This is a genomic window from Aurantiacibacter spongiae, from assembly GCF_003815535.1.
Classification (GTDB): domain Bacteria; phylum Pseudomonadota; class Alphaproteobacteria; order Sphingomonadales; family Sphingomonadaceae; genus Alteraurantiacibacter; species Alteraurantiacibacter spongiae.
Window position 1 is genome coordinate 1519775 of record NZ_RPFZ01000001.1, and the last position, 26547, is coordinate 1546321.

Below are 26547 nucleotides of genomic sequence, written 5' to 3' on the forward strand. Positions count from 1 at the left end.
AAAGACGAACCGGAACGCCCGCGCATTACAAGGAGAGACCCCGCACCATGGCTAAATCGAAAAGCGCGAGCGAATCGCTGTCCGGTCTCGGCAAGGACGAGCGCGCCTTCGCCTCCACGCTGAAGGACCGCATCGCCGATTCGCTGTTGCCGGGGGAAGAGCCGCTGGAAAGCGAGCGACTCGATTCCGCGGCCGCTTTCGTGATCGAGGCCGCGCGTCATCGCGAGGATGGAAAACCCTCTATCCTCGTGCGCTCCGATGCCGACGAACGGCGCTTCATGCGTATTGCCATCATCAACAAGGACATGCCGTTCCTCGTTGATTCGATCGCCGCTGCGATGGCCGCTCGCGGTCTGCCGATAGAGGTTCTGGTCCACCCCATCCTGCCGGTGCGGCGCAAGGACGGCACCCTGACGGAGGTGTTCGAAGGCGACACCACCGGCGAGAGGAAGGAAAGCTGGGTCTATATCGAGACGGCCCGCATCGACGCCCGCGAACGCCGCGAACTCGAGAAGGAACTGGAGACGACCATTCTCGACGTGCGCGCCAGCGTGGCGGACTGGCCGCAGATGCGCGACGTCCTGACCGACGATGCCGATCGCATGTCCGATGCCGAGGGGGCGGCGCTGCTGCGCTGGCTCGCGGGGGGCATGATGACGCAGCTCGGCCATCTGACGCGCACCCGGGCCGGCAAGAACACCGGTGCGCTGGGTATCTGCCGCCGGTCCACGCCGGACCTGCTGGCGGACGAAGCCTATGACAGGGCCTTTGCCTGGTTCGACGGCGAGGATCCGGCGAGCAAGGGCGCCGCCGGCCGGGCCCCGCTCATCATCAAGGCGAACCGCATCGCCAGGGTCCACCGGCGCGTGCCGCTCGACCTGTTCATCGTGCCGGTCATGGACAAGGGCCGCGTTGCCGCCCTGTCGATCCATGCGGGCATCTGGACGAGCGCCGCGCTCGTCACGTCGCCCGACACGGTGCCGGTGCTGCGCCAGCAGTTGCAGACCATCATGGATCGTCTCGACTTCGAGCCGGGCAGCCACGATTACAAGTCGCTTGTCCATGCGCTCACCGCGCTTCCGCACGATCTCATCATCAGTTTTTCGGACGACGACATCGTGCGGGTCGCGACTGCCATGATGGGTCTGGCCGATCGCCCGCGTCCGCGCGCGACGCTCGTGACCGCGCCGCTCGGCCGGCACGTCTTCGCCTTCGTGTGGCTGCCGCGCGACATGCTTTCGACCACGGTGCGGTTGCAAGTGGAAGACCTGCTGGAAAACAGCACCGGCGCCGACACGCTCGACTGGAGCCTGATGGTAGAGGGCGGCAATCTCGCACTGCTGCGCTACGTCATGGATTTTCGCGGCAAGGGCGATCATGTCGATGGCCAGGCCGTCGACGCCGCCCTGCAGGACATGCTGCGCGGCTGGAACGACGCGGTGGAGGAGGCGCTGGCCGATGGCGAGGAAGCCTCGCGCGCAGGTGCGCTCGCCACCCGTTATGCCGCCAGCTTTCCGACGTTCTATCGCACCACCTACGGCGCGGCGGAGGCGGCAAACGACATCCGGCGCCTGCGTCAGCTTGCCGCCAGTGCGGAGGGCGGCGAACCCGATCGCGACGTGCGCCTCTATCGCGCCCCCGGTGATTCCGAAGGCGAAATGCGCCTCAAGGTCTATCAGCATCACGGCTCTCTGCCACTGTCGGACGCGGTGCCGGCGCTGGAGAATTTCGGCTTCGTGGTGCTGTCCGAGATACCGACCGCGCTCGAAGGCCAGGACGCGGGAACGATTCACGACTTCACGCTCGGCCTGCCCACCGGCATGGCGCCCGAAGCGCTGCTGGAACGTGCCGATGCGGTAGAGCAGGCGATTTCCGCCGTGCTCAACGAACATGCCGAGGACGACGTTTTCAACCGGCTGACCATCGTGACCGGCCTCACGGCAAAGGAAGCGGACTGGTTGCGTGCCTTCTACCGCTATCTGCGCCAGTCGAACATCGCCTTCACGATCTACACCGTGGTCGACGCGCTCGCGGGCGCGCCGGCGGTAACGCGCGGACTGGTCGACCTGTTCGCGGCGCGACACGATCCCGATGCGAAAGGTGACCGGGATGCCAGATCGGCCGAGTTGGACGAGCGGATCAAGGACGGTCTGGTCGATGTCGTCGCCATCAACGACGACCGCATCCTGCGGCTCTACTGGGATACGATCCGCGCGGTTCTGCGCACCAATGCCTTCGCCCCCGCGGCGGCGGAGGCGCTGGCCTTCAAGCTGGATTCCGCCCTCGTGCCCGGCCTGCCGAAGCCAGTGCCCTGGCGCGAGATCTTCGTCTATTCGCGGCGGGTAGAAGGCATCCACCTGCGCGCCGGGCCAGTTGCGCGCGGCGGTCTTCGCTGGTCCGATCGGCGCGACGATTTCCGCACCGAGGTGCTGGGTCTGATGAAGGCGCAGAAGGTGAAGAACGCCGTCATCGTGCCGACCGGCGCCAAGGGCGGCTTCTATCCCAAGCAGCTGCCCAACCCCGCGCTCGACCGGGACGGCTGGTTCACCGAGGGCAAGGAAGCCTACAAGCTGTTCATCCGCACCCTGCTGTCGCTGACCGACAACATTGTCGACGACAAGGTCGTGCACCCTGATGGCGTGGTTATCCACGACGGGGACGATCCGTATTTCGTGGTGGCGGCGGACAAGGGCACGTCGAGTTTCTCGGACACCGCCAACGCCATCGCCATCGAGCACGATTTCTGGCTGGGCGACGCTTTCGCAAGCGGCGGGTCCAACGGATACGACCACAAGGAAATGGGCATAACCGCGCGCGGCGGGTGGATCTCGGTGCAGCGCCACTTCCTCGAACTCGGAACCGATGTGCAGTCGGAGCCGGTCGAGGTCGTAGGCTGCGGTGACATGTCGGGTGACGTCTTCGGCAACGGGATGCTGCTGTCCAGGGCCATCCGGCTCGTGGCGGCGTTCGACCACCGGCATATCTTCATCGACCCCGATCCCGACCCGGCGAAAAGCTGGCAGGAGCGCGAGCGGATGTTTCAGCTCGAACGGTCAAGCTGGGACGATTACGACAAGAAGCTGATCTCCAGGGGCGGCGGTGTCTATCCGCGTTCGCTCAAGCGGATCGAGCTTTCGCAGCAGGCGCTGGACGTGCTCGGTATAGACCCGGCCGACCTGACCGATGGCGGGATCGATCCCGACAGCCTGATCGCCAGCATCCTGCGCGCGCCGGTCGAGCTGATCTGGTTCGGCGGTATCGGCACCTACATCAAATCCGCCGACGAGACCCACGCCGAGGTGGGCGACCCCGCCAACGACGCCCTACGCGTAAACGGCGAGGACGTGCGCGCCAAGGTCATCGGGGAAGGCGCCAACCTCGGCGCGACGCAGGCGGGCCGGATCGAATTCGCGTTGCAGGGCGGACGCATCAACACCGACTTCATCGACAATTCGGCCGGCGTCGACTGCTCTGACAACGAGGTCAACATCAAGATCGCGTTGCAGCCCCTGCGGCGCAACGGCAAGCTGTCCGAAGCGAAGCGCAACGCGCTTCTCAAGGACATGACCGAGGAGGTCAGCGCGCTGGTGCTCGAGGACAACCGCCTTCAGGCGCTGGCCCTGTCGATCGCCGAACAGGGTGGGAGCCGCACGGTCGGCGCGCAGGCCCGCCTGATCGAGACGCTGGAGGAACTGGGCGGTCTCGACCGGCGCACGCAGGGCCTGGGCGATTCGGAGGATCTGAAGCGAAGGCAGGCGGACGGACGTGGGCTCACGCGCCCCGAACTCGCCGTCCTCCTGTCGAATTCCAAGCTGGTGCTGCAGGATGCGGTCGAAGCCAGCGAACTAGCGAGCGACGAGGCTGCCGATCCGCTGGTGCTGCAGGACTTTCCCGAACAGATGCGGGAGAACTACGCCAGGCAACTGCTGACCCACCGGCTCCGCAACGAGATCGTGGGCACGGTCGTCGCCAACCGCATCGTCAACCGCATGGGAATGCTGCACCCCTTCGAACTGGCGGAAGAGGAAGGGGCCGGCCTCGCCGACATCGGCAGCGGTTTCGTCGCCGCCAGCGGACTTCTCGGTATGGAGGAAATCTGGGACTCCATCGATACCGCGCAGATGCCCGAAACCGCGCGGCTCATGCTGTTCGATCAGGCGGCGCTGGCGCTTCGCGGCCATATCGCAGACCTGTTGCGGGCCGGGGGTGCGAACTGCCCGCCCTCCGAACTGCGCCGCGAGGTCGGCGATATCGTCCGGAAGCTGATCGACGAGGTCGATACTCTTCTCGGTGACGAGGCCCGCACCCATGCCGATCAGATCGCGTCGCGGATGGTCGCGGAAGGCGCGCCGGAAGACCTGTCGGAAAGCGTGGCCCGTCTCTTTGCCATAGACGGCGCCATTGGCCTCGCCCGGCTGTCGAGTGAAACCGGCATCGACGCCATCGCGCTCGCCAACGCCTTTATCGAGCTCGGCGAATTGCTGGGAATCGACTGGGCCCAGTCGCGCGCTGCGGTGATGAGCCCCGCCGACCCGTGGGAGCGGCTTCTCGTCGCGGGCCTGGCGCGGGATTTCCAGGCGGTGCGTTTCGAATTCCTGCGCGGCCGCGCGCGGGCTGCGGGCGGCAAGAAGGCGACCGACCCCTCGGCCAGCATCGCCGAGTGGGCGGAGGCGAACAAGGCTGCCATCGCGCAGTTCCGCCGGATGATCGCTCGGGCGCAGGCGGCAACCCCCGTCGCCCCGGCGATGCTGGCACAGATCGCCAGCCAGGCACGAAATCTGCTGCAGGGGCCGGGACACGGCGCGGTTGCCGCCTGACGCCGGGCGCGAAGCGGCCCGTGACGCTTGACGTGCGCGCATGGTTTGTCCCACCGGGTGCCCATGAAGCGATACGACGTCATCATCGTGGGCACCGGCCACGGCGGAGCGCAGGCCGCGATCGCGCTACGGCAGCAGGGGTTCGACGGTTCGATCCTGATGATCGGGCGCGATCCGTCGCCGCCGTATGAGCGCCCGCCGCTGTCGAAGGAGTATCTCGCCGGGAACAAGCCGTTCGAGCGGCTCCTGATCCGCCCGGAGCAGTTCTGGGCGGATAAAGACGTGGCGCTGATGCTGGGCGCGTCCGTTTCCCGGCTGAAGCCGCAACCGCGCGAGGTCGTGCTCGCCTCGGGGGACCGCATCGGTTACCGTCAGCTCGTCTGGGCGGCGGGCGGAGACGCCCGCCGGCTATCGTGTCCGGGCGGTCATCTGGGCCGCGTTCATTGCGTGCGCGATCGCGCCGATGTGGACCGGCTGAGGGCAGAGCTAGACGCCGGAGCGAAGCGCCTTGTCGTGATCGGTGGCGGTTATATCGGTCTGGAAACCGCGGCTGTCCTGCGTCAGCGGGGGTGCGAAGTCACCTTGGTCGAAGTGGCCGACAGGCTCTTGTCCCGCGTGGCCGGAACGGACCTGTCCGAATTCTACGCCGCCGAACATCGGCGCCAGGGGGTCGACGTCCGCCTGTCCTCGGGTGTCGAGCGCCTGCTGGGCGAGGATCGGGTAACGGGCGTGGCGCTGACGGGTGGCGAGGACGTCGCCTGTGACGCGGTCGTCGTCGGCATCGGCATCGTGCCTGCCGTCGGTCCTTTGATCGCCGCCGGCGCGGCCGGGGCAAACGGTGTCGACGTGTCCGACATCTGCCACACCAGCCTGGACCACGTCTACGCTATCGGGGACTGCGCCGCCCACGCCAATGTCTGGGCCGACGGTTCCGTCATTCGAGTGGAAAGCGTGCAGAACGCGCACGACATGGCGACTACGGCAGCGAAGGCGATCTGCGACAAGCCCGAACCTTACGAGGCGTTTCCGTGGTTCTGGTCGAACCAGTACGACGTCAGGTTGCAGACCGCCGGGCTGGCGATGAATTACGACGAGACAGTGCTTCGCGGCGATCCTGAAACCCGCAGCTTCTCGGTGATCTATATGCGTGACGGACGGATGATTGCCGTCGACGCGGTCAATTCGGTCAAGGACTACGTCCAGGGTCGAAAGCTGGTGGAGGCGCGCGCGGCGCCTGCTCCCGGCGATCTGGCTAATACCGACATTCCCTTGAAGGATCTGCGCTAGGCGGCTTCCAGTCTCGCGAGCGCCCAGCTGGCCGCCTCGGCCACGACAGGATCAGGGTCGCCTGACAGCGTCCGGACCTGTTCCGCAAGGCCGGGGTCGCCGCTGTTTCCTGCCGCGATCAGGCAATTGCGGATGAAGCGATCGCGTCCGATCCGCTTGATGGGCGATCCGGAGAACGTCGCGCGGAATGCCGCATCGTCCAGTTTCAGCAGCTCTGCAAGAGACGGCGCGACCAGCTCCGGGCGGGGGGCGAAGGCGCGGTGGCGATGGGCCGTTCGGGCGAACTTGTTCCACGGGCATACCGCCAGACAATCGTCGCAACCGTAGATGCGATTGCCGATCGCCTCCCGGAATTCCTCCGGGATCGGCCCCTTGTGCTCGATCGTGAGGTAGGAAATGCAGCGCCGCGCGTCGAGCCGATAGGGCTGCGGAAAGGCGTCGGTGGGGCAGGCGTCCTGGCATTTGCGGCACGAACCGCACAGGTCGCGATGGGGTTCGTCGGGTGTCAGTTCAAGCGTCGTGTAGATCGCGCCCAGGAACAGCCAGCTGCCGTGATCGCGGCTGACGAGATTGGTGTGCTTGCCCTGCCAGCCGACACCTGCTGCCTCGCCGAGGGGCTTTTCCATGACCGGCGCGGTATCGACGAATACCTTGAGCTGTGAGCCGGGTTCGCGCTCCACCAGCCAGCGGGCGAGGGCCTTGAGCGCCTTTTTCACCGTATCGTGATAGTCGCGCCCCTGCGCATAGACCGAAATGCGCGCCTTGTCGCCGCGGCCCTCCAGCGCCAGCGGATCCCCCTCGGGGGCATAGCTCATGCCAAGGGCAACGACGCTTCTCGCCGCTGGCCACATGCTTTGCGGACCTTGCCGTACGGTGGCGCGATCCGCCATCCAGCCCATGTCGCCATGCATTCCTTCGCCCAGCCACTCGTGGAGCCGATGCGCTCGCAGCGGATCGTCGGCGGCGGGCGCAATACCGCAGGCGGCGAAGCCGAGTTCGCGCGCCTTTGCCTTCAGCTCGGTTTCGAGGGAATTGGTGTCGGCTGCGTTAACCATGACAGGGGTGGGTTGCATTCATGCCTCGCCATTAGCCAATAGCGCATGGACATGGCGACAGGCGAATTGCATGCGGACCCGGCGCTGACCCGCGACCTCGCGATAGAGGCACGCGGGCTGGTGAAGACCTTCGACGGCACGCGAGCGGTCGACGGGGTGGACCTCGCCGTGCCCGAAGGTGCGATCTACGGCATTCTCGGACCCAACGGGGCGGGCAAGACGACGACGCTCAGGATGCTGCTGGGAATCATCGACCCGGACGAGGGCTACCGGCGCGTTCTCGGGGCGGCCAACCCGCAGCATGTCGCGCGCCGTATCGGCTATCTGCCGGAAGAGCGCGGTCTCTATCCTTCCATGAAAAGCTACGAGGCGATCGCCTTCATGGGTGCGCTGCGCGGCGTGCCGCTTGCCGTGGGGCGCAGCCGGGGCCGGGCACTGATGCAGGAACACGGATTGGGCCACGCGGTCGAGCGGCAGATCCGCCAGTTGTCCAAGGGCATGGCGCAGACCGTGCAATTGCTCGGCACGCTGGTTCACGAGCCTAAACTGGTGGTGCTGGACGAGCCGTTTTCCGGCCTCGACGCCATCAACCAGGGTCATCTGGAGGACCTGATTCGCGGACTGGCGGATCGGGGTACGACAGTCATCTTCTCCACCCACGTCATCGCCCATGCAGAGCGGCTTTGCGAAGGCATCGCGATCATTGCCGGCGGCAAGGTTCCGTTCGCGGGCCGGGTCGACGAGGCGCGCGACCGCATTCCCGCGCAGGTTCGCCTGGAAACGCGCAAGCGCGGCGGCCCATGGCGCGCCGCCTTGCCGCACGATGCTCGCCGCGTCGGCGACTTCTGGTATTTTCCGCTGCCGGAAAGCGGCATCGAACCGTTGCTGCGCGCGCTTATCGATGGCGACGCGGGCATCCTCTCGCTGTCCATCGAACGGGCCGGACTGCACGACGCCTTCGTCGCGATCGCCGGGGAAGCGGCTGCCCGAGACATGGTCGCGAACCGGACGGGGGAGCCGGCGTGAGCGCCCCCGACGCGTCTGGCCGCCTCTCCCTGCCGCGTGCGGCCTGGACCGTCGCGCGGCGCGATTTCACCGCGATCCTGTTCAGCCGGGCCTTCATCTTCTTCCTGCTCGGACCGCTCTTTCCGGTCGCCGTGATGGCGCTTGCCGGTGGAGTAGGGGCCCAGGTACAGTCCGAGGCGGCGGCGGCCAATGTCGGCATCGCCATGCCGGGCGGCGAACTCGACGCCATGCTGGCTGCCCGCAACGAACTGGCGAACCGGATCGGTCCCGCCGTTCCCCCGATGATCGCCCTCGAACGGCTGGAACCGGGCGAACGCTTCGATCCGCGCGCGGTGCTCGAATCGCGGGAAGGGAGCCTCGCGGGCATCGTCACCGGCACGCTCGCCGCGCCCGAACTGACCGCAACCGAGGGGCGGGCGGCGCGGTGGCAGGGGATGATCGGGCTGATCGCCGCGAACGCGGCGGAGGGCGGCTCGCGCCCCGTGCCGCCTGTCTCGACGCGGATCGTCGCGACCAGCGGCGCGTCGCAGAATACCGCTCGACTGCATACCGCGCAGGGCGGGCAGTTGCTGCTGTTCCTGCTCATCATGCTGCTCGCCAGCATGGTGTTATCGAACCTGGTGGAAGAGAAGGGGAACAAGATCATCGAGATCCTCGCCGCCGCCATACCGATGGACGCGGTGTTCGTCGGCAAGCTGTTCGCCATGCTCGGCATCTCCGCGGTCGGCATAGCGGTGTGGGGGACGACCGGCTTCGCCATCCTGGCGGCGGGCGGCGTGTCGCTCGCGGACTACGCCAATCCGGGCGTCGGCTGGCCGATGTTCTTCTGTCTTTTCGCGGTCTATTTCGGGATGGGCTATCTGCTGCTCGGCTCGATCTTCCTCGCCATCGGATCGCTGGCGACAACGGTGCGCGAGGTGCAGACCTTGTCCATGCCGGCAACGATGTTCCAGATCATCGTGTTCTTCCTCGCCAGCCTTGCCGTGACCGACCGGAACGGCTGGATGGAGGCGGCCGCGATCCTGTTTCCGCTGAGCTCCCCGTTCGCGATGGTCGCACGCGCCGCCATGGACGAGGCGCTCTGGCCGCACGTGCTGGCGCTCGCCTGGCAGGCGCTTTGCGTGGCGATCTTCGTGCGCGTCGGATCCAACCTGTTCCGCCGCCGGGTGATGAAGTCCGGCCCGCAGGGTGCGAAGCGCGAAAGCCTGTTCTCCCGCCTCGGCAATGCGCTGTTCAGCAGAGGTTCGTCCGGGACGGCGTAGGATCGACGCGATGATCGACACAGCCACCAGCCGCCGCTCCGCTCTCGCCGTTCTGGGAGGGGGCGCTTCCATCGCCGTGCTCGCCGCCTGCGGCAACAGCAGCACGGCGCAGGCTCAGGGCAGTTTTCCCGTATCGCGCAGCGAGGCCGAATGGCGCCGCCGCTTGAGCGCGCAGGAGTTTCGGGTGTTGCGGCAGGAGGCGACCGAACGCCCCTACAGCTCCCCCCTCAATGACGAGAAGCGCGCCGGGACATTCAGCTGCGCGGGCTGCGGCAATGCGGTCTATTCGAGCCGCACCAAGTTCGAAAGCGGTACCGGCTGGCCGAGCTTCTGGCAGTCGATCGACGACGGCGCGGTGGGCTATCGGACGGATCGCTCGCTCGGCTACGCGCGGCGGGAGGTGCATTGTGCCGATTGCGGCGGGCATCTGGGCCACGTCTTCAACGACGGCCCGCGCCCGACCGGCAAGCGACACTGTATCAACGGTGTGGCGTTGGATTTCCGCCCGGCCTGACGGGATCGCGCACGCGATAAACGCGCAGCGCCCCGCTGGCGAAGTCGGGCGCCGGCTCGAGCCAGGCGGGCGGACGATTTGCGACAATCTCGCTAGCCAAGTTGTCTTTCTGCACTTGGGCGTAGATCGCGAAATCAGGTGCCGCGAGACAGGCGACGATATAATCGACGTCAAGCAGGCGCGCTGTGCGCTGCATGACGTTTGCCGGACCAATGAAACCTGCGATAACCCTGTTCATCGGTATCTGGTTGCGATGATAGCCGGCAGCTACAACCGTATGACTGGTTTTTCCCAGTATCTCCGGCCCGGCGTCGAGGGGAGCTATCATCTTTCCCGGGCGAAGCGCCGCTAAACCCGCGTAATCGCAATTTCCTGACGCGAGTGGTGCGATCGACCCTGCACTCGGCATATATCGATCAAGGGGTTTGGCCATTGCCGTCGTGAAAATGGGAGTGGACATAGCGATTACCGCAAGTGTTGCGGCAAAGCGCGCCACGGTCGACGATATGGCGCGGGCTTTCGGCAGCCACGTTCCCAACAGGATCGCTGCGAAGGGAATCGCAAGCAACTGCGCGATCACAGCACCGCGCATTACGACGAGCGAGAAAATAGACGCCGCCAGTGCAAGAACAGTCAGCAGGAACCACGCTAACGCGCGCCCATCATGGGTTTGGCCGGTGCGGACTGCACTCCACCAGCCGGCTCCGACAATAAATAGCGGCATGATCAACATTACCATGACCGATGCGCTTTGTCTGTTGACAGGCAGGCCCTCGACAACATGGTCATACCAATAGGTTCGCAGAATAGGATCGAGCGACGCCATCGGATTCGCGGCGCAGGGGCCGAGAGCGGAAATACCAGCCACCAGGGCAGCAGTCCCGACCACACATAGCGCGACGAACCGACCCTTCGATCTACGTTGGCCTGGACCCAAGGGCATTGCGGCGGACAGTATTGCGGCTATCGCGAAGGAAAGGACATGACCGGGCAGCACGATGTCGCAGTACCCCGCAGAGAAATCGGATACCGGCCTTGTTGTCAAAGAAAGCAGCGCGGTGCCCGCTGCTAGCGTACCGAGAAAGCATGGCAGAAGACGCTGCGCCGCCCACCAGTAGCGAATGCCGTAAAGTCCGGCAAAAACTGCAATGAGCGGCAATCCTTCCAGCGAAATTACGACCCATGCCGCCGCCGCCAGTCCCGACCCTGCCGCGGCCATGCGCCGATGGGACAAAGCCAGTGCCGCCGTAATCAGGGCTAGCGCCGCCTGAGGACCGTGATGATCAATTTCAAAAGGTACGAAAACGCTTGGCAATAGCGGAAACAGCGGCATTGCGAGCAGACCGATAGCAAACGGGAATGGTGCGAAATTCAGGCGGAGCATGATTGACCTGAGCGCGAACAGTACGGGAATTAGCCATAGCAGAGGTACGAATGCCATGCCCGCCGTTTCGCCGACGCTCGTGAAAGCGATTATAAGAGGCAGATCGACAAGGCGCGACCAGTGCATCGAAAAGCCCGCCGGATCGTTTATCCGGTATTGCGAAATATCCCACCAGCCCTGTCCATCCAATAAGGCACGAACTTCCAGAAGGCGCATCCAGTCATCCGTGCTTTCCGGTTCCCAGTCGAAATGCAGTTGGACGATCAGGCAGAGGGCGGCCCAAGCAGACCACGCGAGCAGCACTGCACGGGGGGAGCGCACCAAATCAGTGTCGAACAGGCTCGGCTTCGGCACAGTCGCCGGTCACCGAAACACTATGCGACTGCGCAAGAGCCAAACCGCAACGAAACTGATCACGATCGCTACAAGTTTCGCGATGCGCGGATCTACGCCCACCACGCCGCCTGACCATACGATAGTTGTTGTCAGCATTAGTCCCAGAAGGGCGGAAGCGAGGAAGAGTGCTTTTTGTCGATGTCGAGCCGATCCAGCTTCCGCGAGACCACCGGAAAACACGGCGCGACTGCTGAGATTCCAGTGAACCGCGATACCAGCCGAATAGCTGACGGCGGACGCGGGCGCTGCCCAGGCGTCCAGACCCAGTAACACCAGGAAGCACCAATAATCCATTGCGAGCGCACCTACGCTGGCGATGAGATAACGGACCAAAGTGGCGAGACCGCTTGCAGACTTGACATAGAGAAAATGCATTAGCCGGGTGACCGCCCTGTTCTTGTTGGCGAATGACTAGCTATTTCGACCGGAATGCCGACCTTGTTATCGTGCTTCCACTTCAAAAACAGGAACGGCACGCGGTCTGGCGCGAACTGGCTTCGCTGTCGGTAGCCAAAATAGGGCGGCATGTGATCGCCTACGACGAGAATGTCCGTTTCCGGGAAGTCGCTAGCGGTAATTTCCTCTACAAGTGCCTTCTCGAGTTGATCCCAAAGCGCGAACTGGCGGCAGATCATGGGGAAATCCCGAGCAAGGCCGAGGGAAATATCCTCGCAATGGTCGACATCGAGATTCATTCCGGGCGGCACGGGTAGGTGCGAATTGACCGTCAGCCAGTAAACGAACTGAGGGTTCTTCGCCGCTTTAAGGTCCTTGGCGAGGATAGCGGGGATATCGCGATCGCAAACTCCCGGAAAAACGCCGCCACATTCGCGCGCGCCGCGCTCCCGCAGTTCGTCGGAAAACTCTTGATGCTGGAAACCGATGTTCGGATACCAAGTACGGCGATCGAAGAAGTTGCCGGTGAAACTATGATAGGCTCGAGTGTCGTATCCTTGGACGGCGAGCCTCGCCGGCAAGCAGGATTCGTCTTTAGCGTCGAGTACGTCATAATAGTCCCCCCACCGTCCGCACAACTCGCGAATTTCCCCGGCGGTCGTCGAGTTGAAATAGGTGGTATCGCCTAAGGTCAGATCGAACCGCTTTCGGATTGCAGGACTTTTGAACCGGGCGAACAGCAGGCGGGACATTTCCGGATTGCCCATCGGTTCGCCTAGGGATTCTACCATGATAAGCATGAGATGGGGCTTCTTTCCCCCCGTGGGATGGGCAAAACCAGAAGCACCGCTCGCAGAACTGAACTGTGCGTCACTGTTCGCAATTCGATTGTAATGTCCTCTCATGCCTTGACCTATCCAGTGGTCAACCGCGCCCAACGATAGGCTGACGAGGATCACGAAGAGGACGAGGCGAGTATCGTGAAAAGTTGTATCTTTGCGCAGGAGCTTAAGGGCGAGCCCAATGGTGCAGGCCAGAAAGACTGCACCGGAGAGGTATTCAGTCGATTCCGAAGGGTTGAGTTCGAGAAAGAACCGGACGGAATGCAATAACGAAGAGACGGCGAGATTGAACAGACCGGAAGTGAAACTTGCGACAGAGTAGGCCATCACGACAATGAAGGCTGCTGCTTTCACCCAATAGCTTGATTTGCGGACGAGTAGGCCTATCGCGGCTCCGGCGACGATCTCCCCAGACCGAGGTGGTGCTCCCAGAAGCCACATCGTTGCGAAGACCAGATTGGCAAGCACCACCCAGACGAGCAGCCAGATGGCCATTGCGCGTGCCTCACCGTTGGAGATCAGAATCTCCAGGGGCTTGCCGTTAGACCCGGCGCCGGTAACAGGTACGCTCGCCACGTCAGGCCGCGCGGCGTTCTTCGCCAGATCCTGCGTCGGCAGCGACGCGGCCCGGCACTTCGCGCACCGAGGCGAGCGCGGCGGCCTGGTCCTCGCTGACCTTTCGACCTGCGATCGCCTTCTCTTCGCCCTCGTCTCCCGCCTCGTGATATTCGGCGTCCTCGTTGACGCACCAGGTGTCGTAGACCCGCTCTCCGGCGAGGATGTTCTCGACCGTCAGCATGGCGGTCATCATCGCGTGGTCCTGGTTGTTGTAGCGGTGCATGCCGTTGCGGCCGACCAGGTGCAGCGTCGGGTGGCGCTCTTCCAGTTCCGTTCGCATCGCCTCGACATTGGCGGCATAGTCCTCGTCGTAGACGGGATAGGCCTTCTCCTGCCGCACGACGGCGCCGCCGATCACCTTGTCGGGGCTGACGAGGCCGAGAATATCCATTTCCGTCTTGGCCAGTTCGACGAGATCGTCGTCCGCCATCGACCAGAGCCCGTCGCCCTCGAAGCAGAAATATTCCAGACCCACGCAGGCCACGTCCTCGTCCGGCACCATTTCGGGCGACCAGCTGCGGAAGTTCTGCACCCGGCCGACCTTCACCTTCGAATCGTGGATGTAGATCCAGTTATCCGGGAACAGATCCTCGCTGCGGATCATCAGCGCTACCGTCAGGAAGTCGCGATATTTGAGGTTATTGGCTTGCAGCGTCGTGGCGGGCAACGGGTGGAGGCGCGCGGCGAGCTGGCGCATCGGCGCGGAACTGACGGCGTGCGCGGCCCGGATCACGGTTTCGGCTCCGTCGGCGCTGGTCGCGGTCATGCGCCAGCCGCCCTGTCCGTCAGTCGCGAGCTGCTTCAACTCGCGACCCATGAGCACCTGGCCCATGCCGGATTGCTCGATACGGTCGCGCGCGGCTTCCCACATCATGCCGGGGCCGAGCCGTGGATAGCGGAAGGTCTCGAGCAGGGTCTTGGCCTGCGTGCCGCTGCCGTCGTTGAGCTTGTTGAGGCCGAGCGAACGCTTCAGACCGTCGACCACGGCGCCCCACAGGGACAGCCCCTTGATACGCTGCGCGGCCCAGTCGGCGCTCATCTCGTTGCACGGCATTCCCCACACCTTTTCGGTGTAGGTCTTGAAGAAGATCGAATAGAGCTTCTTGCCGAACTGGTTGCTGGTCCAGTCCTCGAAGCTGCGGATGTCGCGCTTCGGAAAGGCCTTCGCCTTGACATAGCTCGCCATGCACATGGTGGACCGCAAGATGCCGAGATTCCACAGCGCCTCGAACGCGCGCAACGGGTAGGAATAGAACTTGCCCTCGTAATAGATGCGGCTCATCCGGGGGCGCTGGATGAAGTCGTCGGGCAGGATCTCGTTCCACAGGTCGACGACTTGCTGGCTCTTCGAGAAGAAGCGGTGGCCGCCGATGTCGAAGCGATAGCCGTCGTGCTCTACAGTGCGGCTGATGCCGCCCACGTAAGTCTCGTCGCGCTCGATGATGGCGACGGTCTTGCCCGCCTTGGCGAGCAGATAGCCTGCGGTAAGGCCGGCCGGTCCGGCCCCGACGATGGCGACATCGACGACCGCTTCGTCAGCCGCCGCGACCCCAGCTATTGAACTGTTCTGCATGAAACCAGACCCCCGTTAACTGTCCTGAACGGGAGTGAAGGAAATTGGTTATGAAGAGGTTAAGTGGCGCGCCGCCGCTGTATTTCCATGACGATCCGCGCCAGTTCACCGAACTGGAAGGTCTCGTCGAAAACGAGGCCGCATTGTCCTTCGCGGCGCCAGCGTACGATGGCGTCGGTCTCGACCATGCCCGCGGCCCTCAGCTTGACGCGCTGGTCCATCGCCAGCCGAAAGCCGCAGTCGATCTTGGCCCCCTGCTGGGAGATGTCCCGGATGGTCGCGTCAGCGACGGTGCCCCCCGCGACGATCTCGGCCTCGGCGGTCAGGCTCACGCGAATGGCGCGCTTCGAATAGCGGCTGGGGCTTGCGATGATGCGCGCAATGTCCGCCGGCTGATCGAAAGCGAAGCCGGCACGGTCATCCTGCTGCCAGACGAGATCGGCGTGGTAGCGATCGCCGTTCTGCAGTTCGATCACCATCTGACTGCCGACGGGCAGGGGATGGAAGGTGCGAACGCTGATCCCCGTTTCGGACGCGTCGCGGATGATGCACAGGTATTCGCCGTCTGCCGCGATCAGCTTCGCCGCCCGGATCAAAAGGGTGAAGCGGGGCGCGATGCGCTGATCCAGCGTCGCCTCGACGCGTGGAGTGGGGCCGGGAACCGGTGCCGCCCTCGTGTCCGGAGCGAAGAATTGCGTCGGTGCCGGAATGCGGTTGCGTAGCGGTTCTGCCATGATCTTGTCGTTTCCCTTCGGCGGACGTGATCCACCCTGGGGCGGACCGTCGACGGCCTTTTTCTCGGTCAACATTTGTACGAATCCATGCGTTGACGAGTCGCTAACCCGGAAGGGCGAAGAATGCGCATCGAAACCGCGCCAGCGTGTTAACTTCACCTGCCGGAGCATATCGAGGGCCAGGCACCCGGATGCGCCCACGCGCGATTGGCAAGCAGCGACGAAAGACGCTAGGCGCAGGGTACGAGATGCGAATTGCGGGCGTGGCGGAACCGGTAGACGCCGGGGACTTAAAATCCCCTGAGCCTTGCTCGTGCGGGTTCGAGTCCCGCCGCCCGCACCAGTCCGACCTTCGAGGCGGGCGAACCGTCAGTCGGCGTTCAGCCGCTCGCGCATTTCCTTGCCCGGCTTGAAATAGGGAACCCGCTTGGCGGGCACGTCGACCGCCTCCCCGGTACGCGGGTTACGCCCGGTGCGCGCTTCGCGCTGGCGGGTGGAAAAGGTGCCGAACCCGCGCAGCTCGACACGGCCGCCTTCGGCCAACCGGGAGGAGATCTCCTCGAAGAAGATGTCGAGAACCTGCTCGACTTCCTCGGGCCGAAGATCCGGATTCTCGGCAGCTAGGGCCTGCAGCAATTCGGACCGGATCATGATCGCTCTCCAAATAAGCTGTGGTCTGCCGAGCGTCGGTGCCCCCTCGGCCTTTGTAACGTGCGAGGTCGCGAAAGCCCCATCCTGTTCGCGAACGTGCGGAACAATGCCGGAAAACGGCGATTCCGGAAACAATAATGCGCGGAAAAACTCATAATTGTCAATCACCGACCTTTGCCGGTATCGCGCAGGCTCACGCTTCGTCGAGAAGGTCCGCCGGTTCGATGCCAAGCCGCGCCATGCGGTCGCGGATAGAAGGCCATTCCTCGCGCATGAATTGCGCCCGTTCCGAATCGCGGAGCGTTTCCGCAGCACCCGCGCGCACGAACATGCCAACACCGCGCTGAACCCGGATGAGCCCGTCGGCCTGGAATTGCTGATAGGCCTTGGCCACCGTCAACGGGTTTGCCCCCTGCTCGGCCGCGAAGGCGCGCACCGAGGGGAGCATCTCCCCTTCGGCGTAGCGCCCGTCAATGATGGCGGCGGCGATCCGTTCGCGCAGGCGCAGATAGACAGGGCGGGTATCGGGCATGACAGGTGGATTGGTGCCATAATACAGCGCCTCGGGCAAGCGGCGGCTGACGCAAAGCCGGGCGGGCAATCGTTTCCCGCGCAACCGAAACGGCTTCACATGGGTGAAACAATCGTTAGGGTGCCGGGCTTTCGCGCAGTTCGACGGGGATCGAGCAGAAGGCTGCGCGCAAGACAAGACATTCGGGGAAGCACGCATGAAAGACATGGCACTTTGGAATGAGGGCGACTGGATCGCGGCGATCGCGTCGGTCATCCTCGCCATCTTCCTGATCGCGGGACTCGCTGCGGTCAGTCGCAGGGGAGAGGAAGTGATCGGCCATCCCAAGGGACTGGTCATCCTCTTCTTCGCGGAGATGTGGGAGCGCTTCTCCTATTACGGCATGCGAGCCCTGCTGACGCTCTATCTCGTCAAGCACTGGCTCTATTCCGACGGCAGCGCCAATCTGATCTACGGCGCCTACACCTCTCTGGTTTACATCACCCCGGTTCTGGGCGGCTGGCTGGCGGACCGTTACCTGGGGCAGCGCAAGGCGGTGCTGTTCGGTGCCGTGCTGCTGACGCTGGGCCATTTCTGCATGGCGTTCGAAGGCGACGGATCAGGCTACCAGAACGATCCCACGCTCAACGTCTTCTGGCTCGCGCTCTCCCTCATCATCGTGGGTTCGGGCTTTCTCAAGGCCAATATCTCGGTGATCGTCGGCCAACTGTATCCGCGTACCGACATCCGCCGCGATTCCGCCTACACGATCTTCTACATCGGCATTAACGTCGGCGCCGCGGCCGGCACGATCATCGCCGGATATCTGGGCGAGACGATCGGCTGGGCCTACGGCTTCGGCGCCGCGGGCATCGGCATGCTGCTCGGCCTGATCGTCTTCATCATGGGCAAGCCGTTGCTCAAGGGCCGGGGCGAGCCGCCAGTGCCCGAACGGCTGCGGACGAACGTCGCCGGCATCAAGCTCGAATGGTTTCTCTACCTGGTCGGTCTGGCCGGCGTGGTCGTGATCTGGGCGCTGATCCAGTTCCAGGAAGCGGTCGGCTGGATCCTGCTCGCATCCGGCGTCGCCCTGCTGGCTTACGTGCTCAAGGAATCGGCCAAGCTGGACAAGGATGCGCGAGAGCGCGTCTACGCGATGATCTTCTTCATCCTGCTGATGCCGGTGTTCTGGGGCCTGTTCGAGCAGGCAGGCGGTTCGGTGAACCTGTTCACCGATCGCTACGTCGACAAGGGCGGGGTTCCGACCTCGCTGTTCCAGTCGATCAACCCGATCTACATCATCCTGCTCGGCCCGGTCTTTGCAGGCCTGTGGCAGTTCCTCGCCAGGCGCGGCATCGAACCCTCCACCCCTGCCAAGATGGGGCTGGGCATCATCCAGATGGGCCTCGCCTTCGTGGTGCTGGTCTGGGGAGCGAACAATTTCAGTTCCGCCAACGAGGCAGGCGTGCTGCTGTTGCCGGTGTTGTTCATCTTCCTGTTCTACCTGCTCTCCACGACCGGGGAACTCTGCCTCAGCCCCGTCGGCCTGTCCGCGGTCAACCGATTGTCGGTGACCCACATGGCCAGCCTGATGATGGCGGCATTCTTCTTCGGCACGGCGGGCGGCAATTACGTCGCGGGCTTCCTCGGCTCGATCATGGGCGAGGGCGAGGAAGGCGAGATGACCCGCGAAGCGGCGCTGAACGTCTACTGGTCGATGGGTCTCGTCGCCATCGGTATCGGCGTGCTCGTCGTTCTGGTCAGCCCGCTGGTCAAGAAGCTGATGCACCTCGACACCTTGCGCGACGACAACGTCTCGGACGATCTGGAAGGTCTGCCGCAAGCAGGGCTGTCGGAGCAGGAGGCCGGCTTCCACCCGGCCACCCGTCCGCAATAACGAACCGCTCGAAACAGGGAGCATAAGAGATGACCAGACGCAGCGCCGGCATCGGCCTTCTTCCAGCCCTTGCCGCGTTGCCTCTGGCACTCGCCGGCTGTGCTACCGCAGGCGGCGAGGAACGGCCCGCCGCCAACCGCCCGGCAGCGGCGGAAACGGCGCAGGTCCCCTACGCCTCCACTTACACGCGCTATCCCGGTGTCCCGACCGCGCTGGTGGGCGCTACCGTCTATGATGGTGCGGGCGGCCGGATCGACAACGGTATCGTGCTGTTCGCCGATGGCGAAGTGGTCGGCATCGGCGGGGCGGACCTCGCGGTGCCCGCCGGCTACACGCGTATCGACGGAACCGGCAAGTTCGTGACGCCGGGAGTCATCGACGTGCACTCGCACCTCGGCGATTATCCGACGCCCAGCGTCGATGCCCATGCCGATGGCAACGAGGCAACCGATCCGACCACGCCGGAGGTGTGGGCGGAGCACTCGGTATGGCCGCAGGATCCCGGCTTCGCCCGCGCGCTGGCCAACGGGGGCGTCACCTCGCTGCAGATCCTGCCCGGCTCGGCCAACCTGATGGGTGGACGCTCCGTCACCGTCAAGAACGTGCCCAGCCGCACGGTGCAGGGAATGAAATTTCCCGGCGCGCCTTACTCGCTGAAGATGGCGTGCGGAGAGAATCCCAAGCGCGTCTATGGCAGCCGGGGGCGGATGCCCTCAACCCGCATGGGCAATTTCGCGGTCAACCGCGAAACCTGGATCGAGGCGCGCGAATACGCCGATGGCGACCGAGAGGATCGCGATCTCGCCATGGAGACGCTCGCCGGCGTGCTGGACGGAGACATCCTCATCCAGAACCACTGCTACCGCGCCGACGAAATGGCGCTGGTGATGGATATGGCGCGCGAGTTCGGATACCGCGTGACCGCTTTTCATCATGCGGTCGAAAGCTACAAGATCGCCGATCTGCTGCGCGACAACGGCGTATGCAGCGCGGTATGGGCGGACTGGTACGGCTTCAAGATGGAAGCCTACGACGCCATTCCCGAAAACGCCGCGCTCATCCATAATGCCGGTGCCTGCGTCGTCATCCATTCCGATGACGAAAACGGCATCCAGCGTCTGAATCAGGAGGCCGCAAAGGCGCAGGCGGACGGCCGCCGCATGGGTATCGACATCCCCGACGAGCAGGTGATCTCGTGGTTCACCCTCAACGCCGCACGGGCGATGGGGATCGACGAGATGACGGGCAGCCTGCAACCGGGCAAGATGGCCGACGTGGTGCTATGGAACGGCGATCCGCTGTCGGTCTATACCCGGCCCGAAATGGTCTGGATCGACGGGGCGCTGATGTACGACTACAACGATCCGCGGCGCCGCCCGATCAGCGATTTCGAGCTCGGCCAGCCCGGTGCGGGAGACGTGAAATGACCAGCCGCCTGTCCTTGTTCGCCGGTGCCGTGTTCGCCCTCGCCAGTTCGCTCGCCACCCCTGCGAATGCCCAGGACGTCGCCATCACCGGTGCTACCGTTGCCCTGGGCGATGGCAGCGATCCGGTGGAGAACGCGACCGTGGTGGTGCGTGGTGGCCGCGTGACGGCCGCGGGTAGCGGTGTTTCCGTGCCAGCAGGCATGCAGGCCATCGACGGCACCGGCATGTGGGTGACGCCCGGCCTGTTCGCGTCCATGACCCATCTCGGCCTTGTCGATGTCGACGCGGTGGACGAGAGCAACGACGTCTATGCCACGGGATCCCCCTTCGGAGCCGCGCTCGACGTGTCACCCGTCATCAACCCGATGGCGCAGGATTTCGCCTACAGCCGCGCTGGCGGCGTCACTCGCGCCACCGTTACTCCCAATGCCGGCTCGACCATCTTTGCCGGGCAGGGCGCGCTGATTGACCTGGGCGCGGATTACGATGCGGTGCGCCGCCCGCGCGCGTTCCAGTATGTCGAACTGGGCGAAGGCGGTGCGCGCCTTGCCGGAGGCAGCCGCACGTCCAGTCACGCGCTGTTTCGCAATGCCCTGCGCGAGGCGAGCGCCTACGGCGAGGATGCCGAACTGGTGGGTCGCAGCGAAACCCGCGACATGCGCACTTATGACGACCTCAGGATCGATCCGCGCCTGACGGGCCGCGCGGAACGCGATACCGACGTGCTGCTTTCCCGCTTCGACGCCGCGGCGCTGGTTCCCGTCGTGACCGGCGAGCAGAAGCTTTACATCGGAGTGGAACGCGCTTCGGACATTCTTTCGGCCATCGCGTTGAAGGACGAATTTCCGCGCCTCGACATTGTCATTGTCGGCGCGGCGGAGGGATGGATGGTCGCCGACCGTATCGCCGCCGCCGGCGTGCCGGTGATTGCCGCGGGTCTGCGCGACCTGCCGGTCAGCTTCGAACAGCTCGCCGCCACGCAGAGCAATGTCGGCCGGATGCGCGATGCCGGGGTCGAGGTTGCGATCGGTCTTTACGACAGCAGCGGCGATCATCCGCGCGGATTGCCCCAGCAGGCCGGGAATCTGGTCGGTCTGAGCCGTGTACCGGGAGCCACGGGGCTAACCTGGGGCGAAGCCTTCGCCGCCATCAGTTCGGTGCCCGCCCACATCGCCGGCCTCGGCGAGACCGGCGGCACGCTGACACCGGGCGCGCTGGGGGATCTGGTGGTGTGGGACGGCGATCCGCTCGAAACCAGTTCAGCGCCGGTCCGCGTCTTCATCGACGGTGTGGAGCAACCGCTCGACAACCACCAGACGCGCCTTCGCGAACGCTACCGCACGCTGGACGAAAGCCAGCTGCCGCGCGGCTACGAGTGGTAGCGAGGGCGCGCCGTGGACCCCGCGCTCCTGTCGCTAGTCGCGGCGAGCGTCGCTTTCGTCGGAACGCATTTCGCCCTTTCCCATCCGCTGCGGGCGCCGCTCGTCTCGCGCATCGGCGAGCGGCCATTCCTGGGTCTCTATTCGGTGGTAGCCATCGCGGGTCTGTGGTGGATGACGCGCGCCTTTCGGGCGGCGCCTTCCCCTGATCTTGCCGGCAGCAGCAATATCGGCTGGGCCGTGGCCAGCGCGCTGACCGTGATTGCCCTCGTCCTGTTCCTCGGCTCGCTGCGAGGCAATCCGGCCTTCCCGTCGCCGGCCGCGGCGGATACGGCGCATCACGAACCCGCCGGCGTGTTTCGCGTAACCCGTCACCCGATGATGTGGGGCTTTGCGCTATGGGCCGCAGCGCACATGCTGTTGTGGTGGAGCTGGCGCACGGTGATCGTCGCCGGCGCGATCCTCGTTCTCGCCCTGCTCGGCGCCCATTTGCAGGACCGCAAGAAAGCACGGCTGCAGGGCGCAGCGTGGATCGGCTGGCAGGCTAAGACCAGCTACTGGCCGCGCTGGCACCGACTGGCCTCGGTCGGCTGGCTGCTATGGGTCATCGCAGTCGCCGCCTGGTTGGGCATCACCTGGCTGCACATCGACGCCGCCGGGGTGCCCGCCGGCCTGTGGCGCTGGGTGAGCTGACGCACGCGGAGCGCCACACCCGGCATCAACAGGCGAAGGGCAGGAAGACCGGGCGAGGGCAACACCGCCGGCGACCCGTTGCGTGACCAGCCCCCCTGTCCGAACGAACCTATAGCCCAAGCCAAGCTCAGTTGCGGAACCGGTGGCCTTGTCGCACATGGCCTAGTCGCATAGTCGATAGTCCGATGCCCTCGCCGCGCAACGATACGCCAGACGCAACGCCCCCGCTCAGCGTGATACTGGCTTACGCGCCGGTGGCGCTTCTTGCATTGCTGGCTCTCGCCGCGCTGACCGGGTATTCCTGGGCGGTGCCTGTGGCGCGGGTCTGGGCGGCGGCGATCTTCCTATTTCTTGCCGGGGTGGCGCGCGGCCTCAGCTTCTTTACCGTGCCGGGACCGCAGGTTTCGCAGCTTATCATCATGATGGGGCGCTTCGGGTGCGGGCTGCTGGCGCTCGTTCTCTCGCCCCAGTGGGCGTTTCCGATACTCGTGGCAGGATATGCAAGCGTGCTCGTGTACGATCCGCACGCCGCACGGCACGGCGAGGCGCCGCGCTTTTTCGCAGGTTTGCGACCGCCCCAGATCGGCATCGCCCTCGCAGGGTTGCTCGCCCTGTCGGCGGTTGCCCTTGCGCGCTCCTGACCTGCGCCATCGCTGGAATCCGCGGCGCGCTGCGCTTCGGCGCCGCCCTCACCTGTCCGTTCGCAACTCGGCCACGAACGACGCGATCCTCGACTGGACCTCGTCATCGGCGATCAGGTCGTGGCCCCGGCCGGGATGAATGACCAGTTCGGTCCCGGGCCTCGCGTCGGCGAGCGCCTGCGCCTGTTCCGGAGCGATGAGCGTGTCCGCCCCGCCATGCAATATCAGCACGGGCGCCGCGACCGCGGGTAGTTTGGCCCGGTTGTCGTAGCGATCGCGAAGCAGCATCTTCACCGGCAGCCAGCGCACCTTGCGCGCGGCGGTTGCCGCAAGGCTGTCGAACGGCGACACCAGGACGAGCGCGAGCGGCTCGATCTCGGTCGCCAATTGCGTCGCTACGCCTGAGCCGATGGAGTTGCCGACGAGAACGATCTCGTCTGCTGCCACGCCGCGGTCATGCAGGTAAGCCCGGGCGGCGCGTCCGTCCGCGTAGAGGCCAGCTTCCCCCGGCACCCCCGGATTGCCGCCATAGCCGCGATATTCAGCCGCCAGCACGCCGTAGCCATGCCCTGCGAGATCGCGTGTGACCCATGCGCTTGATTGCCAGTGCGTGCCATTGCCGTGAAAGAACAGCACGGTGGGCATTCCATCGCGCGCCGGTCGATAGCCCGCGACGAGATCGAGGCCGTCGGCTGTGCGATAGGTCACCCGTTCGAACCCGTCGGGCAATTCGGTCGAGACGGGCGGGGCGGGATAGATCATCCGCGACTGCATTGCCCAGGCAGCCGCGACCAGGCCGAGATAGACGACCAGCGTCGCGGTCGCGATCCAGCCGATCATGCGAAGGTAGGCCACGCCCTGCGGGTCATCTGCTGACGGCAGCCGCTCAGAACGAGGATTCGAAGAGGATGGCGATGTAGCTAGCGAACAGCACGAGGAAGATGACCGAGATGATCTTGTGGAATCGTTCGTTGGGCACAACAGCGGCGATCGCCGCGCCAGCGACGAATATCATCTGGAAGACGGTATCGGCCAGTGCGGGCAACCGTTCGTAAAGCACCGCTTCCTTGGCGAAGCTCGCCAGGCCGAAGGCGACCAGCAAGGTGAAGAAGGGGCGGGCGTTGGCGAAGTATCGCGCCCGCAGATCGACCCGTTCCCCACCGCCCAATTCCGGCATGGCAAGGCCGGCGGCAAGGTACAGCAGGACCGTATGCAGGAGCACGACGCCGTAGGTTGCAAAGGTCCATTCGCCGGCAACCCTTAGTCCGAACATCGCCCACCAGGTCTGCGCCAGGACGAGTATCAGGGTGAAGGACCACAGCAGCGCCGGCCAGTATGGCACCACGCGCCGCCGGGCGGCGAGCAACCGGCGAAACCCTTGCAGCAATTCCGTCAGGGCGAGGCCGATGACGACGGAATACAGCACCGCGAGGTAATCGAAGGTCTCTCCCGCAGTCACCGCTCCGGCGTCCTTCGCCCGACAAATGCCGTCAGGCCCGGGCCTTCTTCACGGCGGCGCTGTTGTGCCGCAGCGCTGCCAGCACGGTATCTACGATCTGCGGAGCGTTGAGGCCGGCCTGATCGTACTGCTTGTCCGGATCGTCCTGATCGATGAACACATCGGGCAGGCGCATGGTACGGATCTTCAGACCGGCATCGAGCAGTCCCTCGTCGCTCGCCAGGGTAAGGACATGGGCGCCCAGACCGCCGATCGCAGCCTCCTCCAGCGTCACGACGACATCGTGCGTGGCGGCGAGCTTGCGGATAAGTTCCTCGTCCAGCGGCTTGGCAAAGCGCATGTCGGCAACGGTGGTGGTCAGGCCCTTCGCCTCGAGCTGGTCGGCGGCTTTCTGCGCCTCCGCCAGCCTTGCGCCGAGGGAGAGGATGGCGACCTTGCCGCCCTTCTCGATATTGCCGCTCTCGGGTCGCACGATGCGTCCCTTGCCGATCGCGAGTTTCTGCGGTTGTTCCGGCAGCGCGACACCCACGCCGTTTCCGCGCGGATAGCGAAAGGCGATGGGGCCGCTGTCGTGTTCGGCGGCGGTATAGGTCATGTGGACCAGTTCCGCTTCGTCCGCTGCGGCCATGACTACGAAATTCGGCAGGCTGGCGAGGTAGGTGACGTCGAAGCTGCCGGCATGGGTCGCACCGTCCGCACCGACCAGACCGGCGCGGTCGATGGCGAAACGGACGGGCAGGTTCTGGATCGCCACGTCGTGCACCACCTGATCGTAGGCGCGCTGGAGGAAAGTGGAGTAGATCGCGGCAAACGGGCGCATGCCCTGCGCCGCAAGACCTGCGGCGAAGGTGACCCCGTGCTGTTCGGCGATGCCCACGTCGAAGGCGCGGTCAGGGTGCGCCGCGGCGAACTTGTCGACGCCGGTGCCGCCCGGCATGGCGGCGGTGATGGCGCATATGCGCTCGTCCGTCTCAGCCAGTTTTGCGAGCGTTTCCCCGAACACGTTCTGATAGGCCGGCGGGCCGGCGGCGGACTTCTTCTTCTCGCCGGTGACGACGTCGAACTTGGGAACGCCGTGATACTTGTCGGCGCTGTTTTCCGCCGGTTCGTACCCCTTTCCCTTGGTCGTGACGACGTGGACCAGCACCGGTCCCTGTTCGGAATCGCGTACGTTTTCCAGCACCGGGATGAGGTGATCGAGATTGTGCCCGTCGATAGGGCCGACATAGTAGAATCCCAGTTCCTCGAACATGGTCCCGCCCGTTACCATGCCGCGCGCGTATTCCTCCGCCTTTTCAAGTCCGGAATGGACCTTGCGGTGAAGGCGGCGCGCGACCTTCGAGGCGAGGGTGCGCAGGCCAAGATACTCGCTGGAGGACACCATGCGCGCCAGATAGGCGGACAGGCCGCCCACCGGCGGAGCAATGGACATGTCGTTGTCGTTGAGGATCACGATGAGCCGGTTGCCCGCCTGCTCGGCATTGTTCATCGCCTCATAGGCCATCCCGGCACTCATCGCGCCATCGCCGATGACCGCGATGGCCTTGCCCGGCCGGTCATTCAGCTTGTTGGCGACCGCGAAGCCCAGCCCGGCGCTGATCGAGGTGCTCGAATGCGCCGCGCCGAACGGATCGTACTCGCTTTCCGACCTTTTCGTGAAGCCGCTCAGGCCACCGCCCTGGCGCAAGGTGCGGATACGGTCGCGCCGGCCGGTCAGGATCTTGTGCGGATAGGCCTGGTGGCCGACGTCCCAGATCAGCCGGTCTTCCGGCGTGTTGAAGACATAGTGAATGGCGGTTGTCAGTTCGACCACGCCGAGGCCCGACCCCAGATGGCCGCCGGTGGAACCAACCGCGTCGATCATTTCGGCGCGCAACTCGTCGGACAGCTGGCGCAGCTGCTCGGGCTCGAGGCGACGAAGATCCTCGGGCGTGTCGACCTGATCGAGAAGCGGCGTTTCCGGGCGGGAATTGGTCATGACATGA

General features: G+C 64.8%; 21 protein-coding genes and 1 tRNA gene. 11 read left to right on the top strand and 11 right to left on the bottom strand.

From position 1 onward, the window contains the following. The first annotated feature begins 47 nt into the window (after positions 1-47). Positions 48-4817, top strand: a complete 4770-nt coding sequence (locus EG799_RS07425; RefSeq protein ID WP_123879940.1) for an NAD-glutamate dehydrogenase — start codon at positions 48-50, stop codon at positions 4815-4817. 63 nt (positions 4818-4880) lie between these two features. Further along, the gene (locus EG799_RS07430) at positions 4881-6104 is read left to right on the top strand and encodes an NAD(P)/FAD-dependent oxidoreductase (RefSeq protein ID WP_123879942.1); all 1224 of its coding nucleotides are present in this window, start codon (positions 4881-4883) and stop codon (positions 6102-6104) included. On the opposite strand, the gene queG is transcribed toward EG799_RS07430, so the two are convergent. After that, on the bottom strand, positions 6101-7159 hold the full coding sequence (gene queG / locus EG799_RS07435; RefSeq protein ID WP_123879944.1) for a tRNA epoxyqueuosine(34) reductase QueG: 1059 nt from the start codon (positions 7157-7159) through the stop codon (positions 6101-6103). The two genes, EG799_RS07430 and queG, sit on opposite strands and share 4 nt — an antisense overlap. Before the next feature lie 45 nt (positions 7160-7204). On the opposite strand from queG, the gene EG799_RS07440 reads away from it, so the two are divergent. Genes EG799_RS07440 through msrB form a run of 3 tightly spaced genes read left to right on the top strand, consistent with a single transcriptional unit; the run spans position 7205 to position 9961 of the window. Next, positions 7205-8185 (top strand): ABC transporter ATP-binding protein, encoded by a 981-nt coding sequence (locus tag EG799_RS07440; RefSeq protein WP_123879946.1) that lies wholly within the window; start codon positions 7205-7207, stop codon positions 8183-8185. Next, on the top strand, positions 8182-9447 hold the full coding sequence (locus EG799_RS07445; RefSeq protein WP_181950881.1) for an ABC transporter permease: 1266 nt from the start codon (positions 8182-8184) through the stop codon (positions 9445-9447). Before EG799_RS07440 ends, EG799_RS07445 begins: the two co-directional genes overlap by 4 nt. Positions 9448-9457: 10 nt before the next feature. Continuing rightward, positions 9458-9961: a peptide-methionine (R)-S-oxide reductase MsrB gene (gene msrB / locus EG799_RS07450; RefSeq protein ID WP_123879948.1), complete on the top strand. Its 504-nt coding sequence runs from the start codon at positions 9458-9460 to the stop codon at positions 9959-9961. Here the strand turns inward: msrB and EG799_RS07455 are convergent. The 5 genes from EG799_RS07455 to EG799_RS07475 all read right to left on the bottom strand — a co-directional run bounded on the left by EG799_RS07455 (position 9927) and on the right by EG799_RS07475 (position 15904). Beyond that, positions 9927-11699, bottom strand: coding sequence for a hypothetical protein (locus tag EG799_RS07455; protein WP_123879950.1), 1773 nt, complete (start codon positions 11697-11699; stop codon positions 9927-9929). The two genes, msrB and EG799_RS07455, sit on opposite strands and share 35 nt — an antisense overlap. Positions 11700-11708: 9 nt before the next feature. Further along, positions 11709-12116 (bottom strand): GtrA family protein, encoded by a 408-nt coding sequence (locus EG799_RS07460; RefSeq protein WP_123879952.1) that lies wholly within the window; start codon positions 12114-12116, stop codon positions 11709-11711. Beyond that, on the bottom strand, positions 12116-13474 hold the full coding sequence (locus EG799_RS07465) for a sulfatase-like hydrolase/transferase (protein ID WP_123879954.1): 1359 nt from the start codon (positions 13472-13474) through the stop codon (positions 12116-12118). The genes EG799_RS07460 and EG799_RS07465 overlap by 1 nt, the downstream gene beginning before the upstream one ends. Before the next feature lie 82 nt (positions 13475-13556). After that, positions 13557-15170 (bottom strand): NAD(P)/FAD-dependent oxidoreductase, encoded by a 1614-nt coding sequence (locus EG799_RS07470; protein ID WP_123879956.1) that lies wholly within the window; start codon positions 15168-15170, stop codon positions 13557-13559. Positions 15171-15229: 59 nt separating this feature from the next. Beyond that, on the bottom strand, positions 15230-15904 hold the full coding sequence (locus EG799_RS07475) for a PilZ domain-containing protein (RefSeq protein WP_158611034.1): 675 nt from the start codon (positions 15902-15904) through the stop codon (positions 15230-15232). Between the two features lie 257 nt (positions 15905-16161). Between EG799_RS07475 and EG799_RS07480 the strand changes: the two genes are divergently transcribed. Beyond that, a tRNA-Leu gene (locus EG799_RS07480) sits at positions 16162-16247 on the top strand. Positions 16248-16273: 26 nt separating this feature from the next. Here the strand turns inward: EG799_RS07480 and EG799_RS07485 are convergent. After that, the gene (locus EG799_RS07485) at positions 16274-16555 is read right to left on the bottom strand and encodes an integration host factor subunit beta (RefSeq protein ID WP_123879960.1); all 282 of its coding nucleotides are present in this window, start codon (positions 16553-16555) and stop codon (positions 16274-16276) included. 193 nt (positions 16556-16748) lie between these two features. Further along, positions 16749-17087, bottom strand: coding sequence for a GntR family transcriptional regulator (locus tag EG799_RS07490; protein WP_123882940.1), 339 nt, complete (start codon positions 17085-17087; stop codon positions 16749-16751). Between the two features lie 196 nt (positions 17088-17283). Here EG799_RS07490 and EG799_RS07495 point away from each other — a divergent pair, with 196 nt between their 5' ends. The 5 genes from EG799_RS07495 (at position 17284) to EG799_RS07515 (ending at position 23103) form a co-directional block, all read left to right on the top strand. Beyond that, the gene (locus EG799_RS07495; protein ID WP_123879962.1) at positions 17284-18963 is read left to right on the top strand and encodes a peptide MFS transporter; all 1680 of its coding nucleotides are present in this window, start codon (positions 17284-17286) and stop codon (positions 18961-18963) included. Between the two features lie 29 nt (positions 18964-18992). Next, positions 18993-20390: an amidohydrolase gene (locus EG799_RS07500; protein ID WP_123879964.1), complete on the top strand. Its 1398-nt coding sequence runs from the start codon at positions 18993-18995 to the stop codon at positions 20388-20390. Further along, a complete protein-coding gene (locus EG799_RS07505; protein ID WP_123879966.1) occupies positions 20387-21772 on the top strand; it encodes an amidohydrolase family protein in 1386 nt (461 codons plus the stop codon). Before EG799_RS07500 ends, EG799_RS07505 begins: the two co-directional genes overlap by 4 nt. A gap of 12 nt (positions 21773-21784) precedes the next feature. After that, positions 21785-22462, top strand: coding sequence for an NnrU family protein (locus EG799_RS07510; protein ID WP_123879968.1), 678 nt, complete (start codon positions 21785-21787; stop codon positions 22460-22462). Between the two features lie 185 nt (positions 22463-22647). Continuing rightward, on the top strand, positions 22648-23103 hold the full coding sequence (locus tag EG799_RS07515) for a DUF3429 family protein (RefSeq protein ID WP_123879970.1): 456 nt from the start codon (positions 22648-22650) through the stop codon (positions 23101-23103). 48 nt (positions 23104-23151) lie between these two features. Here the strand turns inward: EG799_RS07515 and EG799_RS07520 are convergent, their stop codons facing one another. From EG799_RS07520 to dxs, 3 genes are read right to left on the bottom strand one after another with little or no spacing between them, the layout of a single operon-like run. Next, on the bottom strand, positions 23152-23958 hold the full coding sequence (locus EG799_RS07520; protein ID WP_123879972.1) for an alpha/beta hydrolase: 807 nt from the start codon (positions 23956-23958) through the stop codon (positions 23152-23154). A 31-nt stretch (positions 23959-23989) separates the two neighbouring features. After that, complete coding sequence (locus EG799_RS07525) at positions 23990-24562, bottom strand: hypothetical protein (protein WP_123879974.1); 573 nt, start codon at positions 24560-24562, stop codon at positions 23990-23992. A 31-nt stretch (positions 24563-24593) separates the two neighbouring features. After that, positions 24594-26540 carry a 1-deoxy-D-xylulose-5-phosphate synthase gene (gene dxs / locus EG799_RS07530; protein WP_123879976.1) on the bottom strand — a complete coding sequence of 649 codons (1947 nt, stop codon included), beginning with the start codon at positions 26538-26540 and terminating at the stop codon, positions 24594-24596. Positions 26541-26547 lie beyond the last annotated feature (7 nt).

What these genes read in the sequence shown, in the direction of transcription:
- EG799_RS07425 (WP_123879940.1), top strand. Translation starts at nt 48, where the DNA reads ATGGCTAAATCGAAAAGCGCGAGCGAATCGCTGTCCGGTCTCGGCAAG.
- EG799_RS07430 (WP_123879942.1), top strand. Translation starts at nt 4,881, where the DNA reads ATGAAGCGATACGACGTCATCATCGTGGGCACCGGCCACGGCGGAGCG.
- queG (WP_123879944.1), bottom strand. Translation starts at nt 7,159, where the DNA reads ATGGTTAACGCAGCCGACACCAATTCCCTCGAAACCGAGCTGAAGGCA.
- EG799_RS07440 (WP_123879946.1), top strand. Translation starts at nt 7,205, where the DNA reads ATGGACATGGCGACAGGCGAATTGCATGCGGACCCGGCGCTGACCCGC.
- msrB (WP_123879948.1), top strand. Translation starts at nt 9,458, where the DNA reads ATGATCGACACAGCCACCAGCCGCCGCTCCGCTCTCGCCGTTCTGGGA.
- EG799_RS07460 (WP_123879952.1), bottom strand. Translation starts at nt 12,116, where the DNA reads ATGCATTTTCTCTATGTCAAGTCTGCAAGCGGTCTCGCCACTTTGGTC.
- EG799_RS07465 (WP_123879954.1), bottom strand. Translation starts at nt 13,474, where the DNA reads ATGGCCATCTGGCTGCTCGTCTGGGTGGTGCTTGCCAATCTGGTCTTC.
- EG799_RS07470 (WP_123879956.1), bottom strand. Translation starts at nt 15,170, where the DNA reads ATGCAGAACAGTTCAATAGCTGGGGTCGCGGCGGCTGACGAAGCGGTC.
- EG799_RS07475 (WP_158611034.1), bottom strand. Translation starts at nt 15,904, where the DNA reads ATGGCAGAACCGCTACGCAACCGCATTCCGGCACCGACGCAATTCTTC.
- EG799_RS07485 (WP_123879960.1), bottom strand. Translation starts at nt 16,555, where the DNA reads ATGATCCGGTCCGAATTGCTGCAGGCCCTAGCTGCCGAGAATCCGGAT.
- EG799_RS07490 (WP_123882940.1), bottom strand. Translation starts at nt 17,087, where the DNA reads ATGCCCGATACCCGCCCTGTCTATCTGCGCCTGCGCGAACGGATCGCC.
- EG799_RS07495 (WP_123879962.1), top strand. Translation starts at nt 17,284, where the DNA reads ATGAAAGACATGGCACTTTGGAATGAGGGCGACTGGATCGCGGCGATC.
- EG799_RS07500 (WP_123879964.1), top strand. Translation starts at nt 18,993, where the DNA reads ATGACCAGACGCAGCGCCGGCATCGGCCTTCTTCCAGCCCTTGCCGCG.
- EG799_RS07505 (WP_123879966.1), top strand. Translation starts at nt 20,387, where the DNA reads ATGACCAGCCGCCTGTCCTTGTTCGCCGGTGCCGTGTTCGCCCTCGCC.
- EG799_RS07515 (WP_123879970.1), top strand. Translation starts at nt 22,648, where the DNA reads ATGCCCTCGCCGCGCAACGATACGCCAGACGCAACGCCCCCGCTCAGC.
- dxs (WP_123879976.1), bottom strand. Translation starts at nt 26,540, where the DNA reads ATGACCAATTCCCGCCCGGAAACGCCGCTTCTCGATCAGGTCGACACG.